This window comes from Yoonia sp. SWMV100 (assembly GCF_056108365.1).
In genome coordinates, this window is record NZ_JBWBAQ010000002.1 from 83,274 (window position 1) to 97,763 (window position 14,490).

The following is a 14,490-nucleotide window of genomic DNA, read 5'->3' on the forward strand; positions in this document are numbered from 1 at the left end:
CACTGAAGTAGCGGGATTGTGTTGTGATGTCAAAAAGACAAAGCCGCATCACGCGTGATCTTTATCACCGCCTAGCGACATAAGACGGCGTCATTCACGATGGTGAACGGGATGAATGTCAAAATGATCGCCAACCCAATGAACATGAACACTTGAACGGCCTTTTCGCTTGGTTTGCGGCGCGCGACGGCTTCGTATGCATACAACACAAGATGCCCACCATCGAGAACAGGAATTGGCAACAGGTTCATCAGGCCAACCGCCGCTGATAGTGCGCCAATCAACCAGATAAAGCTTTGCACACCCCTGCGCGCCATGGACGCGCTGGTTTGCGCAATGCCAACGGGGCCGGACAGATTACATGTCGAAATATTGCCCATGACCATGTGCTTGACCGCAGAACCGGTCGTGGTGATCGAACGCCAAACACTTTGGGCACCAAAACCAAGGGCGTCAGAAATCCCCATCGATTCAACCATCGGTTCAAAAAATATTTGGCTGCCAATGCCAATCAAATAGCGTGATTCAAAGTTGCCGTCGGGCAATTCATACGCCGAAAGCCGTGCAGCCAAGGTGACGTCTCGGGTGACCCCCGCGTTCCACAGGCTGAGCGTGACAGGTGCACCTTCAGCGGCAAGAACGCGTTCTTGCAACTGCAAAAATGAAAACACAGGTTCGCCATCAATGGCGGTAATCACGTCATCCTTTTGCAATCCGGCGGTATCCGCGGGCGAACGTGGCGACACACCCCCGACGATCGATGGCAAGAAAAATGGACCTTTCACGGTGATCTCAACGCCGTCACGCAAAACGGTATAGTCCAATACAGGCTTTTGCGGCAGCAAATCAGACAGCGTATCTTGGCGCGACGGATCGTCAATCGCGATCCCTTCGACGGCCAGCATCACATCGCCTTGCTTCAGTTCGGACTCAAAACTGGGCGGCAGGTTTGCCAACTTGTCAAACGTAAGCGGATCGATCGCCTGCCCCTGCACCATCGCAGAACCCGCAAAAACAAGCGCAGCAAGCACGAAATTAAAAACCGGCCCCGCCGCCACCGTTGACGCCCGCGCCCACAGGGGCGCCCCGTTCATCGTGCGCCGCGGGTCTATCTCGGGGGCGACCTCTGCGCTTCCGACACTGGCGGCATTCGCGTCACCCAAGAACTTCACATATCCGCCCAACGGAATAGCGGCGACCTGCCAGCGTGTTCCCCGCTTATCGACCCAGCTGAACAGACGCGGGCCAAAGCCCAGTGAAAACACCTCGGCGTGGATGCCACCCAGACGCCCGACGATATAATGGCCGTATTCATGCACAACAACGATGACGGACAGCGCAATCACAAACGCAACGATCGCGTAGCCAAGATTGCCGAACGTCATGGCAAGGTCCGAGATGAATTCCAACGCGTTATCCCAACTTCTTTATGATTTCACCCGCGCGGATACGCGCCAGCCTGTCTGTCTCTAGGACATTATCAAGCGAGATGGCACCCGAAACGATCGCCGGATCCGATGACATTTTGGTCAACACGGTTTCGACCACCCGCGCCATATCTAAAAATCCGATATCGCCAGCAATAAACCCATCCAAGGCGCGTTCTTTTGCAGCGTTGAAGACGGCACCCGTCAAGCCGCCTGTTTCCATCACCATATGGCCCAATTGCAGGGCTGGATACCGCGCGCTATCCGGTGCCTCGAATGTCAGTTTACCGATTTTCGCAAGATCGAGCCGTTCAACAGGCAGTGCCTTGCGATGCGGCCAATGAAGGGCATAGCCGATGGCATGGCGCATATCGGGCGGCCCAACATGGGCCATCAACGCCCCGTCATGGAAACCAACCAGTGCATGCACCAAACTTTCACGGTGGATCAACACCTCTATCTGGTTGGAAGTTACTCCAAAAAATTCTTTGGTTTCAATAAGCTCCATGGCTTTGTTGAACATTGACGCGCTGTCAATCGTGATCCGCTGCCCCATATCCCAATTGGGATGACTTGACGCTTCGGACAAGCTGGCAGAGCCTAGTTTTTCCAACGGCCAATCCCGAAATGCTCCGCCGCTTGCTGTGATGATCACGCGTTCCACGGCGGCGATATCTTCACCGACAAGCGCCTGAAAAATCGCGGAATGTTCACTGTCGACCGGCAGAACGGTTGCACCATGCGCATCGGCGCGCGCCAAAAGTAACGGTCCAGCCGTCACCAAGGATTCTTTATTCGCCAAGGCCAGCGTCGTGCCAGATTCCAGCGCAGCAAGCCCCGGCACCAGTCCTGCCGCCCCGACAATTGCGGATAACGCCCAGTCAACGGGGCGCGCTGCCGCCTGCGCAACAGCAGCACTGCCAGCAGCAACCTCTACTCCGGTTCCGGCCAACATGGATTTCAGTTCTACGTAGCAATCGTCATAACACGTGACCGCAAGATCAGCGTTCAGGCGCACGGCATCAGCGGCGAGACGGGTCAGATTGCGGCCACCCGTCAGGGCAACAACATCATAGGATTCCGTGTCACGCGCAATCAGATCAACCGCGCTTTGGCCAACAGATCCAGTGGCTCCGAAAAGCGTGATCCGCCTCAAAAGGCTACTCCTGGCACATTGAACGCGCTGGCGATCAGCAGCATAAACAAGGCTGCACCCAACAAGGCGTCAAAGCGGTCGAACAGCCCGCCATGTCCCGGAATAAGCGTCGAACTGTCTTTGACGCCCATCCGCCGCTTTAATGCGCTTTCGGCGATATCGCCCATTTGCCCCGCAAAGCTGATGACCATCGAAATGAGAATAATTGACAAGCCTGCGTTGGTGAACAACGTAAAAACGCACCCGACGATGCCTGCGCCAATCCAACCTGCAGCGGTTCCGCTCCATGTCTTTTTGGGGCTAATCTTTGGCCAGAATTTCGGGCCACCAAACGCTTTGCCCGCAAAATACCCGAAAATATCCGTGACAATCACCACCGACATCAACCAGATCAGCCAGGTGAACCCATAATCGGTCCGAAAATGCACCAGCCCCCAACCCGCGACTTGAATCCCTAGCGCGAAGGCGAAAAATGTGGCGCGCTCACCTTTCAGTTGACTAACCCCGATCAGCGGCACCACAAGAAAAAGGAGAAGTCCAAACGCCGTGCCATCGGCGATTTGTCCCGACATCACGGATGCAACAAGCGCCGCAAGCAGCATGCCCTTTGTCGGTTCATCGCTGCAGATCATCATCCACAGTTCCCACACCATCACCGCGGTCACAAATACCACCAGCATCTGGAACCAGACACCGCCCACAATCACCCCAACAGCGCCAACCGCAGTCATCGCAACGCTGGATATCAGGCGGACGCGCAGATCCTCCCAGTTGGACGTCGTTACATGTGTCATGGTCAGGCTATTACTCCGCCATAGCGCCGTTCTCTGACGCCGTAGTTGGCCAGTACGCTGGCAAATTCGGCCGCTGTAAAATCAGGCCATAATGTATCAATAAATTCATATTCGGCATATGCGGATTGCCACAGCAGAAAATTCGAAATCCGCGCCTCTCCGCTGGTACGGATCACCAGATCCGGATCAGGCAGGACATGGGTATCGAGAAACCGCGCCAGCGTTTCCGCATCGACATCGGCATAGCTCAGCCTGCCCTGCTCGACCTCATAGGCCAAACGCTTTGCGGCGCGGGTCACCTCGTCGCGGCCACCGTAATTCAGGGCGACCGTCAAATGCACCAGATCGTTGCCAGAGGTCAGCAGCTCCAGTTCATCCATCAGCCTGACCAGTTTTTCATCCAGCCGCACGCGGTCTCCGATAAAACGGACACGCACGCCGTTGGCCAGCAGCGCCTTTGCCTCGCGTTCGATATATTTGCGAAACAGTGACATCAGCCCGGACACTTCGGACTGGGTCCGTTTCCAGTTTTCGGTCGAAAAAGCAAAGATCGTCAGGTATTTCACCCCTTGATCAGGACAAGCGGCCACAATTTCGCGCACACGGCGCGCGCCTGCGTGGTGACCGAACAGCCGGGGCCGTCCGCGTTTTTGCGCCCAACGGCCGTTGCCATCCATGATAATCGCAACATGGGCCGGGCCTGTCTTTGGGTCTGGGTCCTTGGGCATTGCTGGCCCCCTGTTACGTTATTTCAGGGTCACACGCAGGTGTTAAACCTGCATGATCTCCGCTTGCTTGGCGTCAAGCGTTTCATCGACCTTTTTGATATGAAGATCGGTCATTTCTTGCACAGTGGTTTCCCAAAACTTCTGGTCATCCTCGGACAGACCATCGTTTTTTGCCTTCTTGATCTGGTCCATCCCATCACGGCGCAGGTTACGGATCGACACACGCGCGCTTTCGGCATAGTTGCCCGCAACTTTGGTCAGCTCGCGCCGCCGTTCTTCGTTAAGTTCAGGGATCGGCAACATGATGATCGTACCGTTCAGTTGCGGATTGATTCCCAATCCACTGTCACGAATGGCTTTTTCGACCTTACCAACCAACGATTTATCCCAGACGTTGATCGTGACCATCCGGGGTTCCGGCACGTTGACAGTGCCCACCTGGTTGATCGGCGTCATCGTACCATAGGCATCAACCATCACGGGTTCCAGCATCGACCCCGACCCCCGCCCGGTTCGCAACGACGCCAGTTCAACGCGCAGGTTTGCAATCGCGCCATCCATGCGGCGGCCTAAATCGTCGGTATCTAGTTCAAAGTCATCTGACATCTTTACTGCTCTTCCTTTGTGGGCTGTGCCCAGCTTTTCTTCATTTTAGGGCACTGCCGCGCGAATGTATAGATTGGGAAATGTGCAGCAGTTGTGCAGAACACCAAATTTTCCCCGCCATTTACGTCTATTCGTGCACGATCGTATAGGTTCCTTCGCCCGCCAGAATGCCCTGAAATCCGCCCGGTTCATCAAGCGAAAACACAATGATCGGCAAGTGGTTGTCGCGTGCGAGCGCAATCGCACTGGCATCCATGACGCCCAGATGCTTTTGCAGCACTTCATCATAGCTGACACGATCATAGCGCACCGCATCGGAATGCTTGGCTGGGTCTTTGTCGTAAACGCCGTCAACCTTGGTACCTTTGAAAATCGCCTCACAGTTCATTTCATTGGCGCGCAGCGTGGCCGCGGTATCTGTGGTGAAATACGGGTTGCCGGTCCCTGCCGCAAAAATACAAACCCGCTTTTTCTCAAGGTGGCGCACGGCGCGGCGGCGAATATAGGGCTCGGCGACTTCGTTCATGGTGATCGCGGAAATCACACGGGTGTGAATACCCAGTTCTTCCAGCGCAGACTGCATCGCAAGCGCGTTCATGACGGTCGCCAGCATCCCCATGTAGTCAGCGGTCGTGCGTTCCATGCCTTGGGCCGAACCTTGCAATCCGCGAAAGATGTTGCCGCCACCAATCACCATGCAGATTTCAACGCCAAGGTTGTGGACCGATTGCACCTCGCGGGCGATGCGCTGCACAGTTGGTGGATGCAGGCCAAACGCCGTGTCCCCCATGAGCGCCTCACCCGAGATCTTAAGCATTACGCGTTTATAAGCTGTCTTCTCAGTGTCAGTCATGGCGGCCCCCGGCTCTATGTTGTTATGGCGCGCAAAATGTCGCAAAACCGCGCCAATTTCAATGGCACCTTGCCGACAAAACGCGAAGCTGCGCAAATAGACAGATGATTACCATTTCACCACACCAACCAGTGCTGATTGCGGGGCCTACGGCATCTGGCAAATCCGCGCTCGCGCTGCATATTGCCCAGACCCAAGGCGGCGTGATTGTGAACGCGGACGCGCTGCAGGTGTATGATGGCTGGCGGATCGTGACCGCGCGCCCGGATGACCGCGACCTGACGAAGGCGCCACACGCACTTTACGGGCATGTACCGTTCGATATGGCGTATTCGGTGGGGCATTGGCTGCGCGATGTAACGCCGTATCTGCACGGCGATCAGCGCCCGATTATCGTAGGTGGCACCGGGCTTAATTTTAATGCGCTGACCCACGGATTGGCAGAAATACCTGCAATACCTGATGCTATAAGATTGAAGGCTAATCATATGTCTTTGCAGGATCTTATTGCCGACCTTGATGCTAAAACGCTTGCCCGGATCGATCAAAATAACAAGATGCGTGTGCAGCGCGCCTGGGAGGTATTGCACGCAACCGGGCGACCGCTTGCGGATTGGCAGGACAGCACACCGCCCGCCCTGTTGCCTGTTGAAAACGCGGTCTGCATCAACGTCAATGCGGGAACTGACTGGCTGAATGCCCGCATTGAACAGCGTTTCGACCAGATGCTCGACATGGGCGCATTGGACGAAGCGCGCAAGATGTTTGAAACGTGGGATCCATTGCACCCCTCTTCCAAAGCAATCGGCGCGCCAGAACTGATCGCGCATCTTGCGGGACATTGCACGCTCAAGGCTGCCCGCGCCGCCGCGATCATCGGGTCAAGACAGTATGCGAAACGCCAGCGCACGTGGTTTCGGTCGCGCCACAAAGACTGGCTTCAGCTGCAGATTGATCAATCCGACATTATCGCAACAGTTCAGTTCCGATAAACCTGCGACACATTGATTTAAAAGGGCTTTCGGTCAGAGTGTTTCAAAAATCAACATTGAGGCAAAGTTGATGACCCTGATGATCGAAGTCAAACCAGCGCTTTCGCTGGTGCATCTAAAACACGTGGGCATCACATCGCGCTGGCGTAACGAAGCCATGCGCAGCCATGCAACGCCCCGGCTTATCCATATCACCAAGGGTCAGGGCCGCATTACGGTCGCGGGCCTGACAAACGGGTACGGCCCAAACAACCTGATCCTCATTCCGCCACATACAATGTACGGCATCGAAATCGGCCCCACCGTTTTTGCACAGATGATGGCGTTGCCCGACGATGCCGGTATGCCTGCGAAACCCTTTCATTTGCGACTGCGCGACGTCGGTCCCCAGAAGGAATTGCAAAGCTATTTCGAAGCGATCGAGCGTGAACTGCAACCTGGCGGTGATGCACGGGCCGTCACAAGTTATCAGGTTTTGTTATCGATCTTCATCGAACGCCAGTTGGCGATCCACGGGGCAACCGCGTCAGACACACGGCGTGAAACTGCTACCGCAAAACTGGTTACGCGTTACACGTCACTGATCGCCCAAGAGTTCCGGTCTGACTGGACGGTGGCGCATTATGCGGATGCCTTGCACGTCACGCCCACACATCTGACCCGCTGCTGTCAGCAGACCTGCAGCCAATCTGCGCTGAAAATACTCAACGAACGCATCCATTACGAGGCATGTTTGCTTCTGCGCGACACCCGCACCCCGGTACAAGATATTGCGACACGTCTCGGGTTTCACTCTGCGGCGTATTTCACACGTGCCTTCAAGGAAAAAACCGGGGCGACACCGACCGATTTCCGCCATGCCAAACAGCAGCGACGCTAAACAGACTATGCCCGCGATGGCGTATCGTATGACGCGTCAATTGCCCCAGATGACCAGAACATAGGACTGCGTTTCTGCGTATGGTGGCACATCGCCATAGCGTTCAACGGCGCCCGGCCCCGCATTATAGGCCGCAAGCGCAAGCCGCCAATCACCAAATGTATTGTACTGCTGGCGCAGGTATCGCGCGCCGCCCTCTAGGTTCTGCGCCGCATCCAATGGATCAACCCCCAGCACCGCTGCGGTTTGTGGCATCAACTGCGCAAGTCCAAGCGCGCCTTTGTGCGACACAGCACCGGCGTTCCAGCCGCTTTCTTGCTGAACAAGGCGCAAAAACAGATCAACAGGAATGCCATGACGTTCGGCGGCTGCCCGCGCAACAGCAAGGTAAGGTCCAGCGTACGACCCCGTGTAGGGGCGGATCATGCTGGTGAAATCAGCGCGTGGTGGCTGCAAACGCGCCGAATTTTCATATTGGGTCGCAGCACGGCTATCCAAAAGCGCTGTTTGGCTTCGCAAAAGAGCCGTCCTGTTCATCGTCGACACTTGCTCTTGCGCCGATAGACCACTGGTGGCCAATATAAAAATCGTTGCTAGGCCGGGCCACACTGACTGCACTGGACTATCTCGCTTTGTTTCGATGCGCCAATGTAGGTGCTTTTGTGCAATTCGCCAAGCCTTGCCGCACAATCATTCCTTAACCTTGTTCGCCGATCCCCAGTCTGTCACAAAAGCGCAAACAAGAATCGTGGGAGATGCCATCATGGCCGGATCAGTGAACAAAGTCATTCTTATCGGGAACCTTGGGGCCGACCCGGAGGTCCGCAATTTTCCGAACGGCGGCAAGGTATGCAACCTGCGCATCGCGACCTCTGAAACGTGGAAAGACCGCAATACCGGCGAGCGCCGCGAAAAAACCGAATGGCACACCGTCGCAATTTTTCAGGAAGGTTTGGTCAAGATCGCTGAACAATACCTGAAAAAGGGGTCAAAAGTTTATATCGAAGGCAAATTGCAAACCCGCAAATGGCAGGACCAGTCTGGCGCAGACCGCTATTCAACCGAGGTTGTGCTGCAAGGTTTCGACGGCACACTGACCATGCTTGACGGGCGTGGCGAAGGTGGCGGTGGCCAAGGCGGCGGCAACTACGGTGGCGGCAGCGGGTCATCTTACGGTGGCAACGATGGTGGCTATGGTGGCGGCAACAGCAATAGCAACGCACCATCAGGCCGCAGCAATGACATGGATGACGAAATTCCGTTCTAAACGCGGCCCATCCGAACGACGATCAAAAGTCCCGGTTATCCCCGGGACTTTTTTAATGCGAGCGCCGCATCCAGTACCGACAACACGATGTCGGACGGCACGTCAGAGGTGATAAACGCATCGCCTATCCCGCGTGCTAAAATGAACCGCAACTTGCCATCCAGCACTTTTTTATCTTGGCCCATCAACGTCAAAAGCCCGGCAGCATCGGGCAAATCGCCATCGATATCAGCGATATCAACTTTCATGCCCATATCTTTCAGGTGTGCGCGAACGCGACTTGGGTCCTCTTGGCTGCATAGACCCAGACGGGCTGACACCTCGAACGCCATCGCGCATCCGATCGCCACGCCTTCGCCGTGCAAAAGCCGGTTTGAATAACCTGTTGCAGATTCCAGTGCGTGCCCAAAGGTATGCCCCAAGTTCAAGAGTGCGCGTTCGCCCTGCTCGGTTTCATCACGCGCAACAATACCGGCCTTCATGTCGCATGCGCGCGTCACTGCCTTGACGCGGGCGTCCATATCGCCAGCAGCCAACGCCGGCCCCATGGTTTCCAACCAGTCAAAGAACGCCGCATCCCCCAGCAGGCCGTATTTCACCACCTCACCATAGCCAGCCAAAAAGTCGCGCGGCGCCAACGTCCCCAAAAGCGCGGTATCGGCCAGCACAAGGCTTGGCTGGTGAAACGCCCCGATCAGGTTTTTGCCGTGGGGCGAATTGATACCCGTTTTCCCGCCGACAGAACTATCGACTTGGGCCAACAGCGTTGTCGGTATTTGCACAAAACGTACACCACGCCGCATGATCGCAGCAGCAAACCCAGCCAGATCGCCGATCACACCGCCACCAAAGGCAATCACCACGTCACCGCGTTCGACCTTTTGCGACAGCAACCATTCCACCGACCGTTCAAGCTGCGCCCAGCATTTCGTGCTCTCGCCTGCGGGCAAAGCAAGCGCATCCGACGTCAGCCCCGCCGCCCCCAAAGCCGCCTGAAGTTGGTTTAAATGCAAGGCAGCGACTGTTTCATCGGTCAAAATACAGACATGCTTGCGCCCGCCCATTCCCGCCACATGGCGACCCGCCTGATCTAACAACCCGGGTCCGATGTGAATGTCATAAGCGCGGCCGGGTAAATCCACATGGACGGTAGCGGTCATGGTGTTTTCTCCAAAATATCAGGCCGAGAACACAGCAATTCAAGCGCCGATTGCGTGGTGTCTTCGATCGTTGCGGTCCGGGCGACGGGCAGGCGCAACCCAGCAAGCGCATAGGTTGGTTGGCGATCGTCAAAAATCTTGCGCAATGTCGCCTTCGGGTCGGCGGTGCGCAATAAAGGGCGCGTGTCCTTGTGGCGCACCCGATCCCAAAGCGTTTCCACGTCAGCATCCAACCACAACGCAACACCCAACTGCGCAATCGCATCCTGATTCTGTTGGGTCATAAACGCACCACCCCCGGTGGACACAATCCCTGGCGGCCCAGAAAGCAGTCGGCGCAACACCTCTGATTCACGTTGCCTGAAAAACGCTTCGCCATCGCGGGCAAAAATTTCGGCGATGCTGGCTGCGGCTGCCAGTTCAATCGCGGCATCGCTATCAACAAACGGCACCTGCAGACGATCCGACAGGCAGCGGCCAATCGCGGATTTCCCCGACCCCATCATCCCCACCAAAACAACGGTGCGATGGAGCTGATATCCTGGCCCCTCTGTCATACATTTCCCCCCGGAAACTTCGGCATTTCACCGCCTCATACAAAATTATTGAATGAATGCCGTGATCTTACGCAAAAGGCCATATATAAAGACTTCAATTGTTGGCACCTAGACCACATATTGAGGCAGATAAAAAGGACGGAGCAGATCATGTTGCGGCTCATCAAAGTACTTTTGTTTTTATTCGTTTTGGCGGCAGCCGGATTGATTGCATACGCCTATATCGGGCCTATCTTTTTTCCTGCTGATTTTGCGCCCCCCCTACAAGAGGTAACAAACCCTGTCACGCTGGAAACAAACTAAGCGGCTGTCACTGACGCTGATCGTGCTGTGCAGCCCTGCGGTTGCGCAGGATCAACCGATGTCCGCGATTGACTGGCTGTCGCGGTCGGTACAGCCTATCCGCCCGACGGAACCTCCGGTCAGTGACGGGGCAAGCACACCGCAGGTGACGGTGACCCCGCTTGACCGCCCTTCAAAAGACCCGTTCGGGCTTTTGCCCAGTGACGTCACCGGTCTGCCGCGCACGCTTTGGTCGCGCAGCGACGAGACAACATTGGTCGCGCTTTTACGCGCTGAACGGGTGGAAACGCTTCCGGCCATTCAGGACCTTCTTAAAATGCTCGTCCTTGCCGAAGCCGATGCGCCGTTCAATGCCAGCCAAAGTGGCACATTGTTCCTTGAACGGATCGACAAATTATTGGACCTTGGCGCAATCGAACCGGCTAAGGCGTTGATTGAACAGGCGGAACCCGACACGCCGCCGCTTTTTCGACGTTGGTTCGATGTGGCCTTGTTGACGGGAACCGAAGACGAGGCATGCGCGGTGATTGGGCAAAAACCAGCCATCGCGCCGACCTACCCAGCCCGTATATTTTGTCTTGCCCGCAACGGCGACTGGTCGGCTGCCGCTTTGACCCTGAATACGCACCGCATTTTGGGCGACATTTCGGACGCCGAAGAACAGTTGATTGCGCGGTTCCTGGATCCCGACCTTTTCGAAGGCGAACCGCCGCTTGACCCGCCTGCACGGGTCAGCCCGCTGATGTTCAGGATGCACGAAGCCATCGGCGAAGGTTTGGTGACGTCCGACCTCCCGCTTGCGTTTTCGCATGCTGATTTGCGGCCCAACGTCGGTTGGAAGTCACAGATAGAGGCAGCAGAGCGGCTTGCGCGGCAAGGCGCGATTGCGGAAAATGTGTTGCAGAAATTCTATACCACCCGAACGCCCGCTGCATCGGGCGGCGTGTGGGACCGGGCGCGCGCAATCCAGCGGTTCGACGAGGCGTTAGACACAGGCGACGCAGAACAAATCGCGCGCGCACTTCTGCCAGCCTGGGAGGCGATGCAGCAAGCGCATACAGAGGTCGCCTTTGCAAAGCTGTATGGTGACGCCTTGCAACACGTTGAACTGGCCGGACCAGCGCAAACCACCGCGATCACGGTTGGCCTGCTGTCACCTGACTATGAAGCCGTAGCCATCGACGCGGCGCAATCAGGATTTGACCCTTTCCTTCTGGCTGTCGCGCGCGGTCAGCCCCAAGATGTGCGGGTCACATCGCCGCGCGGATTGGCGATCCAATCCGCGTTTAATGGCGCGCCGCCGCCCGACGTGCTGCAAGCACTTATCACCGAAGAAAAATTGGGCGAAGCATTATTGCGCGCGATGGCAATCTTCAACGAAGGGTACGCAGGGGATTTCCGGTCCATTACCGATGCTTTGGCAGTGTTTCGGGCGGTCGGCCTCGAGGATACAGCGCGCCGGATCTCGTTGCAGTTGCTGATTTTGGATCGTCCGGCGTGACACATTCAACGCACCCAATGGCCCGCTGGGTACAGGTCTTTCTTGAAGCACAGGCTGCCGAGCTTGATGCCGCAACCAACACCCAGCTTGCCTATGCGCGCGATCTGCAAAATTTTGCCGGGTGGCTTGCGGACCGCAACCTGCATTTTGCCGGGGTCACGCGCGATGATATCGAATCCTATCTGATCGATTGCGAATTAGAAGGACTGGCGAAATCCACACGGGCCCGGCGCCTATCAGCCATGAAACAGTTATTTCGATTCGCATTTGAAGAAGGTTGGCGTGACGACAATCCAGCCATCCAGATCAAAGGCCCCGGACGCGCGCAACGGCTGCCCAAAATTTTGGACATCACTGAAGTCGACCGTCTGCTTGCCGCCGCCCATGGGTCGGCACGCGATTCTTTGCGCAACGGCTGCCTGATGGAATTGCTATACGCGACAGGCATGCGCGTCACCGAACTGGTCAGCCTGCCCGCGTCGGCAGCGCGTGGCGATCCGCGGATGCTGCTTGTGCGTGGGAAGGGCGGCAAGGAAAGACTGGTGCCGCTGTCTCCGCCTGCGCGCAAAGCCCTTGCCACCTATTTAGCGGCCCGCGACGAGATCGAAGACGCCGGCCGCAAAGACGGCAAATCGCCATCACCATTTTTATTTCCGTCCCATGGCAAGGCGGGGCATCTTACGCGACATCGTTTCTTTGGCTTGATCAAAGAATTTGCAGTCGCGGGCGGCGTGTCCCCTGCCAAGGTCACACCGCACACATTGCGTCATGCTTTTGCGACCCATTTATTGGCTGGCGGCGCGGATTTGCGGTCGATCCAAACGATGTTGGGACACGCTGATGTCGCAACGACCGAAATTTATACACATGTCTTGGATGAGCGGCTAAAAGATTTGGTGCTAGAACATCATCCGCTTGCCAAGAAACAACGCTCTAACTGAAGGCCAACAATGGAAACCGTGACCTCTGACGCCGCATTCTGGCTTACCGCTGGCGGCATCTTGATTCTTTTGATTCTCTCCGCTTTTTTCTCGGGCTCGGAAACTGCGCTTACCGCAGCGTCACGGGGCAAGTTACGCTCTGCGGCTGACAAAGGCTCGAAGGGGGCAGAAACTGCGCTTACTGTGACAGAAGACAGCGAACGGCTGATCGGGTCGGTTCTGCTTGGTAACAACGTCGTCAATATCTTGGCCACATCTCTGGCGACCGCGCTTTTGACAAAAATATTCGGCCAAAACGGCGTTGCCGCGGCAACGTTGATTATGACCCTCTTGGTGTTGATTTTCGCCGAGGTACTGCCAAAAACCTTTGCAATCACTTACCCCGAAACGGTTGCGGCACGGGTCGCGGGGCCGATTGCGATCGTCGTCAAAGTGTTTTCACCCATCGTTTACGCCGTCCGCACCTTGGTCCGCGGTGTCTTGTATTTGTTTGGCGTCCGGACCGACCCAGACAGCAACATCCTGGCAGTCCGCGAAGAAATCGCAGGGGCCTTGCATCTTGGCCATTCCGAAGGGATCGTCGAAAAAGAAGATCGCGACCGTATTTTGGGCGCGCTTGATCTGAACGAACGCGCTGTCGAAGAGATCATGTTGCACCGCTCCAGCATCGAAATGATCGACGCCGACCTCCCGCCACAAGATATGCTGGCGCAAATTTTGGATAGCCCGCACACGCGTCTGCCGTTGTACCGTGGTGATCAGGAAAATATCGTGGGCGTCCTGCACGCCAAAGACCTGTTGCGCGCCATGCACAAACTGCTTGCCGGATCAGACGGCAAAGGTCTGGCAGCATTTGACGTGATGAAGGTGGTGATGCCGCCCTATTTTGTGCCGGAAACCACAACGCTTGGCGACCAAATGCGTAACTTTCTTAAGCGGAAAACCCATTTTGCGCTGGTCGTCGACGAATATGGCGGGCTGCAAGGTCTGATCACCCTCGAGGATATTCTGGAAGAAATCGTCGGTGAAATCGCCGATGAGTTTGATCAGCACGAAGAAGCACAGATCGAGGCGACAGCAGATGGCGCCTATATCGTGGACGGCGGCATGACCATCCGCGACCTAAACCGCGCCCATGACTGGAATCTGCCAGACGAAGAAGCCAATACAATCGCCGGGTTGGTCATCCACGAGGCACAGATGATCCCCGTGGAGGGTCAGGTTTTTTCTTTCCATGGCTTCCGGTTCGAAGTCGTGAGCAAAGAAGAAAACCGTCTTGCGACGCTGAAAATCAGGCAGCTTTGAGGGCGCATGAGCGCCCCCAG

The 14,490-nt window shown here is 56.2% G+C and carries 15 protein-coding genes; 6 read left to right on the plus strand and 9 right to left on the minus strand.

From position 1 onward, the window contains the following. Window positions 1-71: 71 nt before the first annotated feature. The 6 genes from rseP to pyrH form a co-directional block, all read right to left on the minus strand. On the minus strand, window positions 72-1,385 hold the full coding sequence (rseP, locus tag ACXJGX_RS00415; protein WP_474778164.1) for an RIP metalloprotease RseP: 1,314 nt from the start codon (window positions 1,383-1,385) through the stop codon (window positions 72-74). A 28-nt stretch (window positions 1,386-1,413) separates the two neighbouring features. After that, a complete protein-coding gene (gene dxr, locus ACXJGX_RS00420) occupies window positions 1,414-2,583 on the minus strand; it encodes a 1-deoxy-D-xylulose-5-phosphate reductoisomerase (RefSeq protein ID WP_474778165.1) in 1,170 nt (389 codons plus the stop codon). Then, the gene (locus ACXJGX_RS00425; RefSeq protein WP_474778166.1) at window positions 2,580-3,377 is read right to left on the minus strand and encodes a phosphatidate cytidylyltransferase; all 798 of its coding nucleotides are present in this window, start codon (window positions 3,375-3,377) and stop codon (window positions 2,580-2,582) included. Before ACXJGX_RS00425 ends, dxr begins: the two co-directional genes overlap by 4 nt. A 2-nt stretch (window positions 3,378-3,379) precedes the next feature. Further along, window positions 3,380-4,105 (minus strand): polyprenyl diphosphate synthase, encoded by a 726-nt coding sequence (gene uppS / locus ACXJGX_RS00430; protein ID WP_474778167.1) that lies wholly within the window; start codon window positions 4,103-4,105, stop codon window positions 3,380-3,382. Between the two features lie 42 nt (window positions 4,106-4,147). Then, a complete protein-coding gene (gene frr / locus ACXJGX_RS00435) occupies window positions 4,148-4,711 on the minus strand; it encodes a ribosome recycling factor (protein WP_474778168.1) in 564 nt (187 codons plus the stop codon). 127 nt (window positions 4,712-4,838) lie between these two features. Further along, window positions 4,839-5,564 (minus strand): UMP kinase, encoded by a 726-nt coding sequence (gene pyrH / locus ACXJGX_RS00440; protein WP_474778169.1) that lies wholly within the window; start codon window positions 5,562-5,564, stop codon window positions 4,839-4,841. A gap of 104 nt (window positions 5,565-5,668) precedes the next feature. Here pyrH and miaA point away from each other — a divergent pair, with 104 nt between their 5' ends. Together miaA and ACXJGX_RS00450 are read left to right on the plus strand one after the other, a co-directional pair. Then, window positions 5,669-6,556, plus strand: coding sequence for a tRNA (adenosine(37)-N6)-dimethylallyltransferase MiaA (gene miaA / locus ACXJGX_RS00445; RefSeq protein WP_474778170.1), 888 nt, complete (start codon window positions 5,669-5,671; stop codon window positions 6,554-6,556). Window positions 6,557-6,626: 70 nt separating this feature from the next. Continuing rightward, complete coding sequence (locus ACXJGX_RS00450; protein WP_474778171.1) at window positions 6,627-7,436, plus strand: AraC family transcriptional regulator; 810 nt, start codon at window positions 6,627-6,629, stop codon at window positions 7,434-7,436. A gap of 36 nt (window positions 7,437-7,472) precedes the next feature. Here the strand turns inward: ACXJGX_RS00450 and ACXJGX_RS00455 are convergent, their stop codons facing one another. Continuing rightward, on the minus strand, window positions 7,473-8,024 hold the full coding sequence (locus tag ACXJGX_RS00455) for a lytic transglycosylase domain-containing protein (protein WP_474779140.1): 552 nt from the start codon (window positions 8,022-8,024) through the stop codon (window positions 7,473-7,475). Window positions 8,025-8,199: 175 nt separating this feature from the next. On the opposite strand from ACXJGX_RS00455, the gene ACXJGX_RS00460 reads away from it, so the two are divergent. Beyond that, a complete protein-coding gene (locus ACXJGX_RS00460) occupies window positions 8,200-8,703 on the plus strand; it encodes a single-stranded DNA-binding protein (protein ID WP_474779141.1) in 504 nt (167 codons plus the stop codon). Between the two features lie 35 nt (window positions 8,704-8,738). Here ACXJGX_RS00460 and aroB read toward each other — a convergent pair whose 3' ends face one another. Together aroB and ACXJGX_RS00470 are read right to left on the minus strand one after the other, a co-directional pair. Next, window positions 8,739-9,863 carry a 3-dehydroquinate synthase gene (gene aroB / locus ACXJGX_RS00465; RefSeq protein WP_474778172.1) on the minus strand — a complete coding sequence of 375 codons (1,125 nt, stop codon included), beginning with the start codon at window positions 9,861-9,863 and terminating at the stop codon, window positions 8,739-8,741. Next, window positions 9,860-10,420: a shikimate kinase gene (locus ACXJGX_RS00470; RefSeq protein WP_474778173.1), complete on the minus strand. Its 561-nt coding sequence runs from the start codon at window positions 10,418-10,420 to the stop codon at window positions 9,860-9,862. Before ACXJGX_RS00470 ends, aroB begins: the two co-directional genes overlap by 4 nt. 361 nt (window positions 10,421-10,781) lie before the next feature. Between ACXJGX_RS00470 and ACXJGX_RS00475 the strand changes: the two genes are divergently transcribed. The 3 genes from ACXJGX_RS00475 to ACXJGX_RS00485 are packed head-to-tail and all read left to right on the plus strand — an operon-like array spanning window position 10,782 to window position 14,470. Further along, the gene (locus ACXJGX_RS00475) at window positions 10,782-12,224 is read left to right on the plus strand and encodes a hypothetical protein (RefSeq protein WP_474778174.1); all 1,443 of its coding nucleotides are present in this window, start codon (window positions 10,782-10,784) and stop codon (window positions 12,222-12,224) included. Between the two features lie 17 nt (window positions 12,225-12,241). After that, entirely contained in the window at window positions 12,242-13,165 is a 924-nt protein-coding gene (locus ACXJGX_RS00480) for a site-specific tyrosine recombinase XerD (protein WP_474778175.1), read from the plus strand. Between the two features lie 9 nt (window positions 13,166-13,174). Beyond that, on the plus strand, window positions 13,175-14,470 hold the full coding sequence (locus tag ACXJGX_RS00485; protein WP_474778176.1) for an HlyC/CorC family transporter: 1,296 nt from the start codon (window positions 13,175-13,177) through the stop codon (window positions 14,468-14,470). The last annotated feature ends 20 nt before the right edge of the window (window positions 14,471-14,490 follow it).